This window comes from Photobacterium kasasachensis (genome assembly GCF_050336885.1).
GTDB classification, from domain to species: domain Bacteria; phylum Pseudomonadota; class Gammaproteobacteria; order Enterobacterales; family Vibrionaceae; genus Photobacterium; species Photobacterium kasasachensis.
On sequence record NZ_JAKJSH010000004.1, the window covers coordinates 114,598 to 130,975 of the forward strand.

Consider the following 16,378-nt stretch of genomic DNA (forward strand, 5'->3'; position numbering starts at 1 on the left):
TCTGATTCAAACCTGATAACACTTCTCTGTCAGGGTGACGGCAAGTACTTTTTAAGCATATTTGCCAACATCTGCTGGCTAACAGGCTTCGAAACAAAATCATCCATCCCTGCGTCAAAACATTTATCCTTTTCCTCTTTCACCACATTGGCCGTCAGAGCAATAATCGGTATTCGCTGTCCTTCTGACTCTAATTCGCGAATTGCCCTCGTTGCTTTAAACCCGTCAAGCACCGGCATCTGGCAATCCATGAAAATAAGATCAAAATGCCCTTTACGATACTTCGAAATCGCAACCTGACCATTATCGGCAATATCGACCTTAGCCCCTAACTTTTCCAACATCATTTGGGCAACTTTCTGATTTACAATAGTATCTTCTACAACTAATACGCTAACCTGCGCCTGTGCATGGTTATCGGCCTTTTCCCGCAAAGTCATCAAATCAGGCGCAGAAGCTGTTTCTGACGACACATCTGAATTACCAGCACTCTTAAAGCGAGATGATTGCCGGGTAGCACCTAAATACGCCTCTGGCATTGTCTGCATAGGCTGAATTTGCTGCTGACTATCAGACACAGTAAGCAAATCGTGATCAACTTCTGTAAGATCAATATCATTGCTACGGACAACCTGCTGGACAGTCCATTTCAAGTTGGCTTCTTTATAGGGTCTTGCCAAATAAGAACGAATGCCGGATTTTCTGGCTTTTTCTTCATCCCCGACTTCCGGCCCGGCCGAAATCATCATCATTTTCGGGCAGCGTTCTGCAAACTGGATCCTAAGTTGCTTGGCTAATTCAAACCCATTAATCTCAGGCATGATTTTATCTATCACGATCAAATCGTAAGGCGCTTTGCCGCGGATCGCCTGTAACACAAAATCAGCTGCCTCGGTGGCATTTTCACAACATGTCGATTTTGCCCCGAAGTTACTCAACTGGGCTGATGTGATCCTCATATTGAGCATGCTGTCATCAACGAGGAGCACAGATAGATCGGACAGTAGCTTAATGTCAGTACTGGACGCAGTTGGTAATATATTTTTCTCAAGCGTCAGCAAGAATGAAAAAGTACTGCCTTTTCCAGGTTCACTGTCTAGTTTCAGTTCTCCACCCATCAACCGAATAATCTCGCGACAAATGGCGAGCCCCAATCCGGTTCCGCCATATTTCCTGGTGGTACTTCCATCGGCTTGCTGAAACTTTTCGAAAATAGCATCGTGCATTTCTTTCGGGACACCGATGCCGCTATCTGACACTTCAAACCTCACAGATACGGATTTGTGATCCTCTCCCTCACGCTGAATAAAGAGGTTTACAAACCCCATTTCCGTAAACTTTATCGCGTTGCTTATCAAATTATTCAACACTTGGCGAAGCTTGGTTGCATCACCCAACAGCATCGGGCTGATATTTCGGTCAATCGAGCAGCGAAAAGCCAAACTTTTCTCGGCCGCCCTGACCAAAAAGACAGATTCTACTTCTTTGTTCAGCTCGAATAAATTCAATATGTTATGTTCAAGCTCTAACCGACCTGCTTCTATCTTTGAGAAGTCCAATATATCGTTAATCAGATCCAGCAAAGAGAGCGAGGAGGTATTGAGCATATTCACATACTCTTTTTGCTCCTCTGGCAAGTCCATCTCTTTCATCAGACTCGACAGGCCGATGATCCCGTTCATCGGGGTACGAATTTCATGACTCATATTGGCCAGAAACTCGCTTTTCTTGCGGTTGGCTTGTTCTGCGTACTCCCGCGCCTCTTCGAGCTGATAATAATGCTCGCGGATCTGTTCTACGGACTGGTTATAGCGATTCGACAAAATGGACATTTCATCTTCAAACCAACGCTCTCGAAGATGAATCGCCTTTGGCACCTTGTCCGAGTCAAACTCGCTCACAGTGCGAGACATCTGGGTCAGCGGCTGAACAACCAGCCGATACATGATCAGGATGATAAAGACAGAGATCACGAAAATTTGTACTGCCTGACTCAGCAGCAACAGAATAAACTTGTCTATCAGCCCCTGATAAACAACATACAAATCAGACTGAACGGTTAAAGTCGCCAGGTTGTACTCTTTATTACCAAGTTTATAAACCATGTCCCAAGATTTCTGGTGCATGTATTTCGGCAACTCCGAGCCAATCCTTATAATGGCACCTTCACTATCTGTAATTTCTAAATAATGCAATCCGGGCAGATGCATTATACCTTCTGCCTGGGTGGCCAATTGTTCACGGTCCTCCACCCACAAGCTTGATACCAGGCTTGAAAGATAACTTTCTTCTATTTGGACGAACCTTTCTTCGATCGCCGCCAAATCCTGCTTGTAATCAATGTAGAGGTTCAAGCACGTCGTGAACAAGGTAAAGAGTGAGCTAATTAACAAAATTGAAAATAGTATTTGCCTAGCTATACCCATTTTCCGTTTGGGCTTTATTTCTTGATACGTTTTATTCATCCTTAAACTCGCATCTTATCCTTCTTCTACTAACATAATAATAGCTTCTTCAACGGGATAGTTAAGGTAAGGACACAAAATGAATAAATTTTTCCCTATTGCAACCGCATTAACGTTATCTTGCTCAAGCTTTGCAATAAATGCCGAGTCTATAAATTATTACGTCATCGCCAAGCAGGCCAGTCCATTCCAGATTGAAAAAGGTAACAATAACCACAGCGGTATTGTCACAGACATCGTAAGAGCTATTTTCAAGGACAGTCAGTACGACATCAACTATCATACATACCCTTTCAACCGGATGATTTCGCTACTTGAAGCAGGCGGAAAACCCAACTGGATCACTTACGGCAGTCCAGGTTGGGGAGGCGTTCAGGCTGAAAACTTGTCCGACATTCCAATTTATAACGTCAAACATGTACTAGTCAGTAGCAACAAGGATCCATTTGAATTCAACTCAATGCAAGACATGAGTGACAGGGTTGTCGTATTACTGCATGGCTTTGACTATCCACAACTGACGCCTTACTTCGAGTCTGGAGACGTCGAAGAGCTAAGGGTTAAAGATTACAGCGCAGCATTTCGTGTGATCAAAAAGCTTCCGGGTGATACGGCTTTTGTCGAAATGGAATCACGGGTAAAATATAACCTGTCACAGCAAAATCAGAACTTATCTCAATATGAGATACAACCCTTTAGTTCTGTCATTCCGGACTACCCAATTTACCTCGCTTTTGATCCTAAAATGGACAAAAACATGCAGAGCTTTATAAATTCAAAACTAAAAGAATTGAAAACCTCAGGAGCTATTGACGATATTGTTAGAAACTACTTCTGACAATTGGTAGTTAATTACCACGATCATGATAAATTAAAAACGCAGCTTATGCTGCGTTTTTATATAATTTTCATTCGAATTTATAATAACTACTTTATAAATTCTTCGTCAAACATATGCCCAAGTTTTGACGCCTTCGTTTTTAGGTAGTTTTCATTGTGAGGATTATTACCTTCCTGCAAAGGAACCCTTTTTTCTATATTAATTCCGGCGCTGGTCAATGCTTTTACTTTTCTTGGGTTGTTCGTCATCAACTTAACCGATTTAATATTCAGAAAGCTCAACATTCCCCGACAGAAAGAATAATCACGCATATCGGCAGCAAAGCCTAATCGCTCATTGGCTTCTACCGTATCAGCGCCGTCATCCTGGAGATGATAAGCACGAATTTTATTAATCAAGCCAATGCCGCGTCCTTCCTGACGCAAATAAAACAAGACGCCACTTCCGGCATTGACGATATTCTCCATTGCTCTGGATAACTGGAAACCACAATCACACCGAGCACTAAACAGGGCATCACCGGTCAGGCATTCCGAGTGCAAACGGATCAATGGCGGCGATTCCGGATCCAGTTCGCCATAGACTAGCGCCAAATGTTCCTTGCCGGTTGCCTGCTCGATAAAGCCGTACATCTGGAAGGTTCCCCACTGCGTTGGAAGCTTAGCACTATCAACAAAGTGGACAAGATTAAACGGCTCTTTCTTTGCAAAATAATCGCGCACATCCATCAGGATCTTGCCTAGCTCATTGCGGCCGCTGCCGTCTCCGCCATCTCCCCAGAAATCATCTTTATGCGAATGCTCTTTAATTACGCTGTCACCCGTACTGACAAGCAAATGCGCCAGACGAGGGTTTTGGCGGAACTTTTCAAATACAATGAACCGCATCACCGCCGTGCGAACTTCCATCCAGTCTTCTTTTACCTTGTCGGCATATTGGCGACTTAAGCTAAATGCCAAGTCTGGTGTTTCCGCCTTTAAAATCTGCTGCTGAATCTCAGGTTCAACAAACTTCTGTGCCTGATAGTAATGCTCACTTGTTGGCCATACAATATCACTTAATGTAATAGGACTAGACGCGAAGTTTGATAAGAATCCGTGGCTTTCATTTGGCTCATAGAACTGTATTTCATCAACCATTCAATGTTACTCCTTAGCATTAGATTAAAGAAACAATTGCAGATTAGCGGAGGCTCTCCTTGCCTTTATTTCCATACTCCCAAGTATAGTTAAATAATCAGGATAGCAAGCAAGACATTGTAATTAAGCATATATAACCACTTATGGGTATATCCAAAAAGACAGGCAGATTAAGCCTACAGCTTCATATTCAACTGGCATTTATGCAATTAAGAGAGAAAATTGAGTATTAATTGCGGTATTATCTACCCACACCAGCGTGAGGCGAACCAAAGATCGGAAGAAAATAAATGAAATATAAGTGGATACTCTTTGATGCAGATGAAACCCTTTTTCACTTTGATGCATTTCAAGGACTGAAATTGATGTTTTCGCGTTTAGGTATCGAGTTTACCCAAGACGACTATGCAGAATACCAACGAATCAACAAACCTCTCTGGGTTGATTACCAAGATGGCGTCATTACAGCTCAGCAACTACAAAACATCCGCTTTCAGTCGTGGGCAGAGGAGCTCAAGGTCACGACGCAATTTATCAACAGCGCTTTTCTGACCGCAATGGCCGACATTTGCGCCCCGCTGCCCGGCGCCAAAGAATTGCTGCACAGCCTTCAGGATCGGGCAGAGTTAGGGATTATCACCAACGGCTTTACAGAACTTCAGCAAGTTAGGCTCGAGCGCACCGGCTTCCAAGACTACTTCTCGACATTGGTCATCTCAGAGCAAGTCGGAATCGCGAAGCCAGATCGCGGTATCTTTGATTTTGCCCTAGCCCAAATGGGGCACCCGGACAAAGATGAGGTTCTGATGGTTGGTGACAACCCGCACTCAGATATACTGGGTGGAATAAATGCCGGTATCCATACTTGCTGGCTAAATACACATGGTCATCAGGCTCCTGAAGGGATCAAGCCAAATTACCAAGTTTCCACACTGAACGAACTCAACAAGCTATTAAGCCACAAATCAGCCTAACGCCAGACAGCAAGCGGCATATTATCCGGATGCCGCTAGCCCCTCCCATTAATTGCTTTAATATCAATAATTTAAACTCAAAACCAAAATAAGCAGAATAAAAGTCTGAGTTTTCAGTGCATATGCAGTACAAAATAAATCTTTACATCGTTCAAAACCCACATTATGTTAATCCCACTTATTCAAACTCCAAGTGTGTAGTATGCGCAACTCAATGATTAATAATCAGTCCGATTGCCCGCAAGTTTTATCTTGTGCAGCTTCCTGCGCACTTGTCTCTGTCGTCGTCGTCATTTCCTGACGCTGACGGCTTTTGTTTTTCGTCAGCCTGGCTGGCGAAACAGAGCACCCAACCACTCTTTTCTAACCACCCAGCTGACACAAGACTGAAGGTGGTTCCATTGAAAAAAAGAGATATCACGGCCATTGGCTTTACAACCTTTGCACTGTTTCTAGGTGCAGGTAACCTTATATTCCCCCCAATGATGGCCCAGCAAGCCGGTGAGAACTGGCTCAGTGCGATGCTAGGCTTTCTGATCTCGGCTGTCGGCCTGCCTGCACTGACTATTATCGTTTTGGGACGGCTCTCTTCTGCCAACAAACTCACCCAAGCTCTCCCACCGTGGTTGGATCGCACATTCTGGCTTATGGTTTTTATCACTTTAGGTCCGGCTTTCGTACTACCCCGCGCGGTTACTGTCGCCTATGAAATGGGACTCAAGCCATTTGTCAGTGAAAATTACCTGCTGCCCTTCTCCGTCATCTTCTGTGCAATGTGCCTGTTACTGGCACTTAAGCCGGGCAGGCTCGTAGACATCATCGGCAAGTTTATGACACCAGCCTTGATAGCTATGCTGGGTATCCTGGTAATAACTGCCATGTTTTACCCTCAGGGCTCGGCCACTCAGGCCATTGAATCTTACCAACAGGCTCCGCTGGTCAATGGCCTGCTAGAAGGTTATATGACATTGGATGCGATAGCAGCCGTGGCCTTTGGCTGGGTGATCATCCAGGCTATCAAGGAAAAAGGGATCACAGACCAAGCGGGTATCCAGCGCTACAGTTTTTTTATCGCAGGTATCTATATTATCCTGATGAGCACTTGTTATCTGGCAATGGGCTACCTGGGAGCAAGCTCTTCATCGATAGCCGCTGGTGCCAGCAACGGCGGTGAAATTCTGACTCTCTACTCAGCGGCAATACTCGGCCCTGTCGGCCAGGTACTACTTGCTGTTATTACCCTGACTGCATGCCTGACTACCGTCATCGGGCTGACCAATGCTAATGCCGAGTACTTTGAGAAAACCTACCAGTTGCCATTTGCGAAAACGGCCACTGCCGTGATCGTACTGACCGCTCTTGTGGCCAATGTCGGACTTGAGCAGCTTATTTCGTTCAGTCTGCCTTTAATTCTCGTTCTCTGCCCTATCGCAATAGCCCTTGTGCTCGCAGCTTCTTTATCACTCACAGAGAACCACCACTTGAAGTACCTAGTGTTTACGGCCTTTTTATTTGGCAGTATCGACACAGCTGCCGTACTCGGTATGGTGAGTGGATCGATTGACCAGGCTCTGCTTCAATGGTTGCCTCTCTATAACAGCCACCTAAGCTGGCTGTTACCTTGTACTTTGCTGCTAGGCTACCAGTCTTTAAGTTTGAAATTGACAAAAAGCCAGCCCGCTTTTCGATAGGCCGTCAACGCGACAATCTTCCGAAAATGAAGCATAAAAAACGGCCCCTCTATAACAGAGGGGCCGTCAGTCATTCAGAGTTCCAGTATCGATATTAGCTATCTTCGTCGATAGCTCGCTTACCCGTCATGTACTCTTCAAGCAATTCGGGGGTTAGCTCACCGGCTTCTTCCAGGCGCTTCAACGTTTCAACGATGCGCTTTTGCTCTTCGATGGAAGGGATCGCCAATTCTGGCTCTTTTTCGATATCGGTCGGGATATTTAGGTTCTCTAGCATTGCACAGCTCTTTGATGATTCATATAACTGCCGCCATTATACCGCAATCCACCAGCAATAATTAATAGTTATAGTCGTCGTACTCTACATACTCTTCGCGCTGCCTAGCGATACGGCGCTTTTTCTTCTTTGACTGCTGGTTGAAATCTCGAAAATCATCATCCAGATCGAATTTATGTTTGGACTTAGATCCTTTGCTGAATTTTTGATCAAACTTTGCCATGCTCGTTTCCTGACACATATCCAGAGTATAAATAGTTCGGGGTTGTCACTGGTAACAATCTGCATATCTGTTGCTATCGCTACCAAGATTTACCGAATAGTAATAGTCATTTATGACAGTAATGCTAAAACTTAGCGTTACGGAGAGAGATAATCACCAGAAATCAACAGCTCGTGATCCGAGACACATATTGAATCCCAGCTTCTCCCTGCGCGAAGAGTAGAGAGGATTCTGGCACCTGTACAACAAGTAATATTGCACATCATAAACAGCAAAATCGATTAAACGCTTTCGCTCACCTGGTTAAACGGCACGCCAAGCATAGTTTGGAGCAAAGGCAATTTATCATTATCATCGCGCCAGACCAGGTATAAAGACTGCTCCATTATCGGCGCCCCGGCAACAGGGTGTAGCTCACCCTCATCAACACTCTGGGCGACGACTGGAGACGGCAAGAAACCAACCGAACGACTATTACGCATGTATTCCAACGCCATTCGACTTGAATGAGTATGCATAACCGGTGTCTTTTGCAACTCGCTAATACGGCTATGTTCTACTGAGAAACGAGTTCCCCAGTCAAGAAACACCAAGGGAAACGAATTCAGATCATCCATTGTGCAGTCAGGCACCCGAGTTACCAACTGCAGTTGAAAATCCCGCACTTTGGTCACCTGTAAATTATCAATTCTCGGCGGCTCACTGGTAATAGAAACATCAATACTCTTATCGAGCAGACGCTTCGCCATACTCTGGCGAGGCACGGATTCAAGTCGCAACGACAAGCCTTCTTCAGCCTCATAAATCCGGTTGATCCAATCTGAAATACCATCGAACTCCCAGAACATCGGCGAAGCACCAATTGCTACCTGTTTCGTCAGACTGTCTGACAACGCAACGTCCTGCTTTGCCCTGCCCCAAGTTTGCAAAATCGCCTCGGCATAGGGCTGCAGGCGCTCGCCGGCTGCCGTTAGCTGAACATTGCCACGCTGCCTCGAAAATAGATCATTACCCAACTGAGATTCCAGTTGTCGAATACGAAAACTCACCGCCGACTGGGTGAGAAATAAGTTATCTGCCGCCCTGCCGAAATGCCGTGTTTTCGTCACTTCAAGAAACGTCCGGAGTAATTCAGTATCCAAATGAGTTCTCAATCTTTAAAAAAGGAGGAAATGGCGATAGTACACCTACGCTTCCTTTTATTTTAATCAATTATTTTTATCGTCACGACGAAAATACTTTGTTTTACAACTTGGACCTTGTGCATGACTATCTGCGCAAATCTCATCAGGAAGCAATTTAATGAGAAGTGAAGGCAAATTTTACGACGATAAAAATTTCCCACGCGGCTTCAACCGATCTGGTGTTTTCACTATCAGTGAAGCAACGTTGCTACATAACTATGGCCGCACCATGAAAGGGCTAGCAGAAGGCTCTCTCGAGGCAAGCAGTGAACCCGAACGTCAGTTTCTTGCAGAGATACATGGCCAACTTGACGTCCGGTCCGACTTTGCCAAATGCTGGCTCAAATATATCCATAAAACGACCCAGAAAGTAAGAAGCTATACCTTGTGTGTTTCTCAACGAAATCGGTCCTATTGCTTCGATGACGATAACGAAAGCGACATCGAGAACGACCTCGATTACTGATGAACGCTTGAAATAACCGTACAACGGTTTCTCACCACTCCGAACGCTAAATACCGATTAAGCCATCCACAACGGTGCGATGGCTTAGTTCTTTATTGCCTGTCATCCGTGACAGCTCTTTTGGTAATACTTGTATGAAAATTTGTTTTGTTATGTATCCGTGGGACAAAGTTGAAGCTGAAACAGACTCAACTCTGCGCCTTATTCATGAAGCGGCTAGCCGTGGTCATACGGTTGCGATTACGACGCCCAATAACCTGACTATGCGCCACAGCACAGCGATTGCATTTTGCAAGGTCTTAAAAAAGGGCGACGTATCAAACAATATTCCGAGTTTTTACCGCCGGGCTGAGTTTCGCAAAGCACAGCTGCCACTGGCTGGCTTTGACGTGATCTTTATGCGTGCCAACCCGCCGCTGGACACCATGGCGCTGAACTTTCTCGACTCTGTTCGCGATGACACCTTCATCGTAAACGATATCGACGGATTGCGTGTCGCCAACAACAAGCTCTACACCACCTCGCTACCGGACCCGAATAACGAGTTTATTCCAGTTACTCACGTTTCAAAGAACCGTGAGTACCTGGAACGGGTGTTAGACGAAAGCCCTAACGAGCGAATGATTATGAAACCTCTTAACGGGTATGGCGGCAAAGGTGTCATCCTGGTTGAGAAAAGCGCGAAATCCAGTGTGAAGTCTCTGCTCGATTTCTACATCGGCGAAGACAAAAACTACGTCATTCTCCAGGACTATATCGAGGGCGCCGAAGAAGGTGATGTGCGCATCATGATGCTCAATGGCGAGCCAATCGGAGCAATGCGCCGGGTACCGGCAACGGGCGATGTACGCTCAAACATCCATGCTGGCGGCAAAGAGGTTAAGCACACCCTGACCAAGCAAGAGCTTCGACTCTGCAAACATATCGGCCCCAAACTAGTGCGTGACGGCCTGTATTTTGTTGGTCTTGATGTCATCAAGGGCAAGCTGGTCGAGGTGAATGTACTGAGTCCGGGCGGGATCACCCGTATCAACCGCCTGAACCGGACCAAGTTGCAGCGCGAGGTGCTCGACTTCGTTGAGAGTGTCGTTATCGCCAAAGAAATTGGCATTACCCGAAAAAATGAATACCGCCAGGTGATTGCTGATGCTGCGACTTACTGAAACAGAAGTGCTGGAGAAGATCCGGCAGCGTGTTCCGTTCGAAGCACAGCTTAGCGACGGCAGCCTGGTTATCCGGATCAGTGAGTATCAGCCTTATATTGCTACAGCTATTCATCACGGTCACCGCCTTCGCGGCGACCTTGCTGGCAAATGCAACCTGAGCGAAGCAGAACGATACTATGAAGAAGACCCCTATACCGGTGACTTTATCTCCTCGCTGCCGATTGTCCTGCAGGGAGAAGACTCACGGTACGAGTATGATCTTAACCGCCCGATCGAGAGCTGCATTTATGAAACGGCCTGGGGTAAATCAGTCTGGTCTGAGGATCTAACCGATGATGAACGTGCCGTGTCAATCAGCAAACACCAGTGCTATTACCGCATATTGGGATGCTTAGTCGACTCACTCGAGAGTCAATTTGGCCTGTGTCTACTGTATGACATTCATTCATACAACTACCAGCGCATTGAGCATGCAACACCAGTGTTTAACCTTGGCACCAGCCAACTTAACAAGCGTAAGTGGCATAAGGAAATTGATCACCTGCTTGGGTTTCTTAATGATGTCGAGCTACCAAACATTGAAGTGAATGCCGAAGTGAATTCAGTATTCAAAGGCCAAGGCTATCAGGCAGCTTTTATAAAGGAGAATTTTGCCAATACGCTGATCTTGCCCATCGAAATCAAGAAAGTTTTCATGAATGAAATGAGCGGCGACGCTTTCCCGCTGGTTATCGAGAAGCTTAAAGAAGCCATGAAGACGGTGATCACCGAGCATGCGGCTGCAACCATACAGCGTCGTACCAAAGTGAAGCGCCTGACAGGCTGCCATATATTATCATCTCGGCTGCCACGCGAGGTGATCAAACTTGACAGGCAACTGTTTTCTTTGGCCAGGGGCATCAATACGCTGAGCTATATCAACCCGACTAACCTTAAACAGGAAAAGCGACGGTTTCTTCATCGGCCGCATGACTACCTGCCAGGGTTTACCTATCGGCAGCTTGATATTGATCCCTATAAGTTCAGGGAGCAACTATATCGGTTGCCGGTTGATGAGATCCGCGATGCCGACATCCAAAAGATGTATCGCCGGGTTATTGACCAGCTGGCGGTCAGGATAGACTTGCTGACCAGCATCGGCCATGAGGAGTTCTTGTATAACTCACTGAAATATTACGGCCAGCCAGATCAGCAGGATATTGCCAATGCGAACTTTATTCTCCATGCCAGGGAGTATCAGGCGCAAGAGACTCCTAGCATCAGCGCGTCTGACGCGATTGGCATGTTCAAAACGGCTGCGGAAGAGTATGGGATCTCGTGCAAGATTGTCGGTTCAAAGCAGCTAATTGCACGGGCTATGGTGAGCGGGCGACACATCAAGGTCAACATGAGCTGCCAGTTCTCACCAACCGATCTCAATGCACTGATCCACCATGAACTCGGTGTGCATATGGTGACCAGCGTCAATGCCGACAAGCAACCGCTGAAGGTGCTCAAACTCGGGCTGCCGGGTAACACCCATACGCAGGAGGGACTGGCTATCTTGTGCGAGCATCTGTCGGGCAGCTTCCCGTTGCACCGACTCAAAACACTCGCGTTACGGGTGATAGCCGTTAATAAGATGGTTCGAGGCGAGAGCTTTAACGAAACATACAACAGTCTGGTGGCAGAGCACGGCTTAAGTTCGGATGATGCATTTACTATCACAGCAAGAGCCTATCGGGGAGGCGGTTTTACCAAAGATTACCTCTACCTGAAAGGGCTCAGAGATGCACTGATCTATTATCGGCAGGGAGACTTGACCTCATTATTTGTCGGCAAAACAGGATTTGAGTTCAAGCCTTTGCTGGACGAGCTAATCACCCGGGAAATATTATATAGGCCGGATTATCTCCCCAAGGCACTGACACAGGCTGGTAACAGCGACCCAGTCATCAACTTTATGCTCAACAGCATTAAGTGAGTACCCGCAAACTCATACGCAGCAACGGTTTGGTAATCGTCGCTGCGTATACCTGCCTCTCGACAACTACCTATTCAGTCCATACACACCGCACTATGGATTTCTACCTCCAACTTGCAGTCAGGCAGTAAAACAAAGAAAATGTGCCTGAATCGAAACTATGGCCAACTTAGACGGTCATAGCTTCATTGCAGCGCAGGGGATCTATATGGTTCGCAAGGTAAGTCGTCACCAAAGTGCTAAGTGGTCATTATGGTTAGTATTACTGGTTGTCTTTGTCTGTTCCGGACAAAACACCGGGATGATTTCCTCATGTCCACTTTATGCCCAGACAAGCCTGGACTCGCACCATGATCTGGAGACATCCTCCCACGCCGTAGAAAAGAAGTGTGATTTAACCGACCATCTGCTCCAGCTTCACCAGCAGTCGCTGGATCATGCCCTGATCAGCATTGGAATTCTGTTGCTGCTGATAACAATGTGTATCGGTAATCCATTTCGCGTTCCGCTGCTAACCGAACCAATAACGCCCTCCCGGCGACGGCACCTTACCCTGTGTGTATTCCGAGAATAACGCCGATCTCCCGTCGACATTCGTTGCTAAAAATTGGATATCAGGTTTATTTGGAGTACATACATTGAAAAAACAGCTTTCTTCTCTACTGGCGTCGATAGCACTGCTTGCCACGCTAATAGCATCTTTTCTGCCCCTTTCGGCACAGGCCGTCGAATACAATACCGGCTGGCTTTCGAACCCACAGCACCCGCCCGTAAAAGTCAGGTACATGCTAACGGGACAAAGCGACCCACAGGCTAACACCGTCGAGGCCTTACTTGAAGTCAGCCTCGACACCGGCTGGAAAACCTACTGGCGGAGCCCCGGCGAAGGCGGCGTCGCACCCAGCATCGACTGGGATCTGTCCAACAACCTCGAAAACGTAGACTGGCATTGGCCGATGCCAAAACGCTACGAGTTTCTCGGTGTCGAAACGCTCGGTTACAAAGAGCACATCGTGTTTCCAATGACACTCCATGTCGAGGATATGAGCAAACCTGTCTTTCTGTCAGGCAAGCTCACCATGTCATCATGTACCAACATCTGTGTGCTGACTGATTATGAGCTAACGCTGGACTTCACCCCGTCCAAGCTAAGTGCCTCCCAGGAAGCTATGCACCTGTATAATCAGGGCATGAGCCAGGTGCCTAAACAATCAAACGTCATTTCACTGGATCAAATCTCCTGGGATGCCGGTAGCCGGATCCTGTCTGTTATCGCCACCAACCCGCAGGGATGGCAACAGCCCGACGTATTTATCGATGGTAGCTCGCAGCAGGCCATGGACTCTTCGTTTCGTACCCCTTCAATCCGCACTGACGGCAATCAGCTCATTGCCCAGCTGGAAGTCACCAGCTGGTTTGGTACACCGGACCTGCTCAATCAGACATTGAATGCGACCATCAGTGACAATGACACCGCCGTAGAGATCCCCGGCCTCGTCACAGATTTGCCGCCCCCTGCAAACAGCAGCGCAAGCCTGCTCGAAGTTATTGCTATTGCATTGCTTGGCGGACTTATTCTCAATGTCATGCCTTGTGTCCTTCCGGTACTCGGTATGAAACTCAGCACTGTGATTTCAGCCAAGACACTTCAACAACGTCAAATCCGTACTCAGTTTCTTGCATCGGCAGCCGGTATTCTTGTCTCCTTCTGGCTGCTCGCCGGCTTTCTGATCGTATTGAAATTCTCGGGCCAGGCACTGGGCTGGGGAGTGCAATTCCAGAGCCCCTACTTCATTGCGACAATGGTACTGATCACCGGCTTGTTTGCGGCCAACATGTTCGGCCTGTTCGAAATCCGCCTGTCCAGCAATACCAATACCTGGCTTGCCTCTCGCGGTGACAGCTCCTATGCCGGTCACTTCATACAAGGCATGTTTGCCACCTTGCTGGCCACGCCCTGCAGCGCTCCGTTCCTGGGAACTGCCGTAGCATTTGCGCTCGGAGCTGATGTCATCACGCTTATTGCCATCTTTACCGCGCTGGCTATCGGTATGGCCGCTCCATGGCTTGTAATCGCTGCCTTCCCGTCAGTTGCCAGACTACTGCCCAAACCCGGCCCGTGGATGAACAAACTGAAAACCCTGTTCGGTTTTATGATGCTGGCAACCAGCCTGTGGCTGCTTAGCCTGATGGCTAATTTCTTTAGTCTCTGGCTGGTCTCTGGTGCCGGTGTCGTACTCGTGATTGCTCTGCTATGGCGGCTGGGTAACGTCCAAGGTCGCAAGCCTGTTATTTTGACTCTGGCATTTCTGCTATTTGGTACTGCTGGCAGCTTGCTCCTGGGCAGTGTAACCGCCGATCAATGGGCTAAGCCTCTTCCTGCGGATCATGCCTGGCAGCCATTAGACACCAAGCAGATTGCGCAGGCGGTCAGTCAGGGGAAAACAGTGTTTGTCGATGTGACCGCCGACTGGTGTATAACCTGCAAAGCCAACAAGATTGGTGTATTGCTGCAAGATCCTGTCTACTCTGAGCTCGGAAAAAGTAACATTGTTCTGATGCGTGGTGACTGGACCAGACCGTCTGAATACGTCACAGGCTACCTTCAGTCCAACGGACGTTTCGGTGTGCCGTTCAATATTGTCTATGGCCCGAATGCACCACAGGGGATCCCGCTACCGGTTATTTTAAGCAACGAAGAAGTCATGCAGGCGATAAAGACAGTTGGCGGGCAGGAGTAATTAATGCACGAGCAGCCTACATCATCTCATAAGCCAGCGAAGAAAAAGCGGAAGGCCAGGCACTGGCTAAAAGAAGCCGTGTTGGTCATTATTATGTTTGTCGCCTTCAGCACCTTGATGGACTACTGGCGAAGCCAGGATATGCCGGAAGGACACATTCCTCAACTTGTTCTCCAGACAACTCAAGGCAAGCACATCGACCTGGTTACCCTGAGCCATGAAAAACCTGTGATGGTCTATTTTTGGGCAACATGGTGCCCGGCGTGTAAGTTTGTCACCCCGACCGTTGACTGGATGAACGATCACTTCGAGGTCGTAACCATTGCTCTGTCATCCGGTGACAACAGACGGCTCAATGCCTTCATTGAAAGTCATGACTATTCGTTCAGGGTAATCAATGACAACCGTAGCGAACTGGGGCGCGAATGGGGAATAGCTGCCACCCCGACAGTCGTCATCATCAAGGAAGGAAAAATAACCTCTGCCACCACCGGTTTCAGCACGCCACCGGGGCTATGGCTCAGGATGTTGCTTAACCAATAAGCTATACAATAAACACCCGCCAGATTGACCAATCTCGCGGGTGTTTTCCTAGTCACAACACGTACATTATCTTGTCAGCCAGCTAACAGCTAAATGATTATTCCCAATCCCAGCCTCTTCGACTATCCTGCTCTTGAGAAAACATCATCCGATATCCACTGATATTTTCGTGCGGAATATCATGCATAACTTTATGGAACTGCTTGTTATCCAAATGGATCAAGTTTTCGTGATCCCCTGACTCGATGTAGAGTTCATCTTGCTCAAGCAATAGGTCATCTACCAACATATTTACCTTGTAAGCTTGTCCTAATGAAGGGACAGCCCCAGGATCACAATCCTGAAATATCTGAGGTAGTTCGTGCTCGCCGATCAAGAAATACTGTTTACCCATCATCCGGCCAATCTTGTCAATCATCACCCGCCGGTTAGACGGAACGACTGCCATCAGGTATTCACCATTCTGATCCTTGAGCATAACTGCTTTTGCTACCTGCGAAGTCGGAACATGCGCAGAGATAGCAGAACTGAAAGATGTGTCGGTATGACGGTGTTGGGTAAGGCTAAAATCCACATTATGACTATTGAGGAATTGCCCTACTGTAATTGCCATGGCCATAATCACCTCCAGGAATTAATTCCTACAGCAAAAGTATGGGAGGCGTTGGCCGTTTTTGCGAGAACACGGGCTCATTTTTACATTTA

15 protein-coding genes are annotated in these 16,378 nt (G+C 47.2%); 9 read left to right on the forward strand and 6 right to left on the reverse strand.

The window, feature by feature from the left end; translation table 11 throughout:
* Positions 1 to 29: 29 nt before the first annotated feature.
* Entirely contained in the window at positions 30 to 2,465 is a 2,436-nt protein-coding gene (locus L4D19_RS00495) for a response regulator (protein WP_428450673.1), read from the reverse strand.
* A 79-nt stretch (positions 2,466 to 2,544) separates the two neighbouring features.
* Here L4D19_RS00495 and L4D19_RS00500 point away from each other — a divergent pair, with 79 nt between their 5' ends.
* On the forward strand, positions 2,545 to 3,303 hold the full coding sequence (locus L4D19_RS00500) for a substrate-binding periplasmic protein (protein WP_428450674.1): 759 nt from the start codon (positions 2,545 to 2,547) through the stop codon (positions 3,301 to 3,303).
* An 89-nt stretch (positions 3,304 to 3,392) separates the two neighbouring features.
* On the opposite strand, the gene ribA is transcribed toward L4D19_RS00500, so the two are convergent.
* A complete protein-coding gene (gene ribA, locus L4D19_RS00505; protein WP_428450675.1) occupies positions 3,393 to 4,445 on the reverse strand; it encodes a GTP cyclohydrolase II in 1,053 nt (350 codons plus the stop codon).
* A 290-nt stretch (positions 4,446 to 4,735) separates the two neighbouring features.
* Between ribA and yjjG the strand changes: the two genes are divergently transcribed.
* Both yjjG and brnQ read left to right on the forward strand, forming a co-directional pair.
* Positions 4,736 to 5,419, forward strand: a complete 684-nt coding sequence (gene yjjG / locus L4D19_RS00510) for a pyrimidine 5'-nucleotidase (RefSeq protein WP_428450676.1) — start codon at positions 4,736 to 4,738, stop codon at positions 5,417 to 5,419.
* A 401-nt stretch (positions 5,420 to 5,820) separates the two neighbouring features.
* Positions 5,821 to 7,110 carry a branched-chain amino acid transport system II carrier protein gene (gene brnQ, locus L4D19_RS00515; RefSeq protein ID WP_428450677.1) on the forward strand — a complete coding sequence of 430 codons (1,290 nt, stop codon included), beginning with the start codon at positions 5,821 to 5,823 and terminating at the stop codon, positions 7,108 to 7,110.
* A 94-nt stretch (positions 7,111 to 7,204) separates the two neighbouring features.
* Here brnQ and L4D19_RS00520 read toward each other — a convergent pair whose 3' ends face one another.
* From L4D19_RS00520 to hdfR, 3 genes are all read right to left on the reverse strand, one after another.
* Positions 7,205 to 7,387 (reverse strand): restriction endonuclease subunit S domain-containing protein, encoded by a 183-nt coding sequence (locus tag L4D19_RS00520; protein ID WP_160653461.1) that lies wholly within the window; start codon positions 7,385 to 7,387, stop codon positions 7,205 to 7,207.
* Positions 7,388 to 7,448: 61 nt separating this feature from the next.
* On the reverse strand, positions 7,449 to 7,610 hold the full coding sequence (locus L4D19_RS00525; protein WP_428450678.1) for a hypothetical protein: 162 nt from the start codon (positions 7,608 to 7,610) through the stop codon (positions 7,449 to 7,451).
* A gap of 281 nt (positions 7,611 to 7,891) precedes the next feature.
* Positions 7,892 to 8,752: an HTH-type transcriptional regulator HdfR gene (hdfR, locus tag L4D19_RS00530; RefSeq protein ID WP_428450679.1), complete on the reverse strand. Its 861-nt coding sequence runs from the start codon at positions 8,750 to 8,752 to the stop codon at positions 7,892 to 7,894.
* Between the two features lie 160 nt (positions 8,753 to 8,912).
* Between hdfR and L4D19_RS00535 the strand changes: the two genes are divergently transcribed.
* The 6 genes from L4D19_RS00535 to L4D19_RS00560 all read left to right on the forward strand — a co-directional run bounded on the left by L4D19_RS00535 (position 8,913) and on the right by L4D19_RS00560 (position 15,673).
* On the forward strand, positions 8,913 to 9,260 hold the full coding sequence (locus L4D19_RS00535; RefSeq protein WP_428450680.1) for a MaoP family protein: 348 nt from the start codon (positions 8,913 to 8,915) through the stop codon (positions 9,258 to 9,260).
* Positions 9,261 to 9,394: 134 nt separating this feature from the next.
* Positions 9,395 to 10,423, forward strand: a complete 1,029-nt coding sequence (gene gshB, locus L4D19_RS00540; protein WP_428450681.1) for a glutathione synthase — start codon at positions 9,395 to 9,397, stop codon at positions 10,421 to 10,423.
* Entirely contained in the window at positions 10,407 to 12,389 is a 1,983-nt protein-coding gene (locus L4D19_RS00545) for a flavohemoglobin expression-modulating QEGLA motif protein (RefSeq protein WP_428450682.1), read from the forward strand. The genes gshB and L4D19_RS00545 overlap by 17 nt, the downstream gene beginning before the upstream one ends.
* A 160-nt stretch (positions 12,390 to 12,549) precedes the next feature.
* Entirely contained in the window at positions 12,550 to 12,963 is a 414-nt protein-coding gene (locus L4D19_RS00550) for a hypothetical protein (RefSeq protein WP_428450683.1), read from the forward strand.
* 64 nt (positions 12,964 to 13,027) lie between these two features.
* A complete protein-coding gene (locus L4D19_RS00555) occupies positions 13,028 to 15,130 on the forward strand; it encodes a protein-disulfide reductase DsbD family protein (RefSeq protein ID WP_428450684.1) in 2,103 nt (700 codons plus the stop codon).
* A gap of 3 nt (positions 15,131 to 15,133) precedes the next feature.
* A complete protein-coding gene (locus L4D19_RS00560; protein WP_428450685.1) occupies positions 15,134 to 15,673 on the forward strand; it encodes a protein disulfide oxidoreductase in 540 nt (179 codons plus the stop codon).
* A gap of 97 nt (positions 15,674 to 15,770) precedes the next feature.
* On the opposite strand, the gene L4D19_RS00565 is transcribed toward L4D19_RS00560, so the two are convergent.
* Positions 15,771 to 16,286: an aminoacyl-tRNA deacylase gene (locus tag L4D19_RS00565; protein WP_428450686.1), complete on the reverse strand. Its 516-nt coding sequence runs from the start codon at positions 16,284 to 16,286 to the stop codon at positions 15,771 to 15,773.
* Positions 16,287 to 16,378 lie beyond the last annotated feature (92 nt).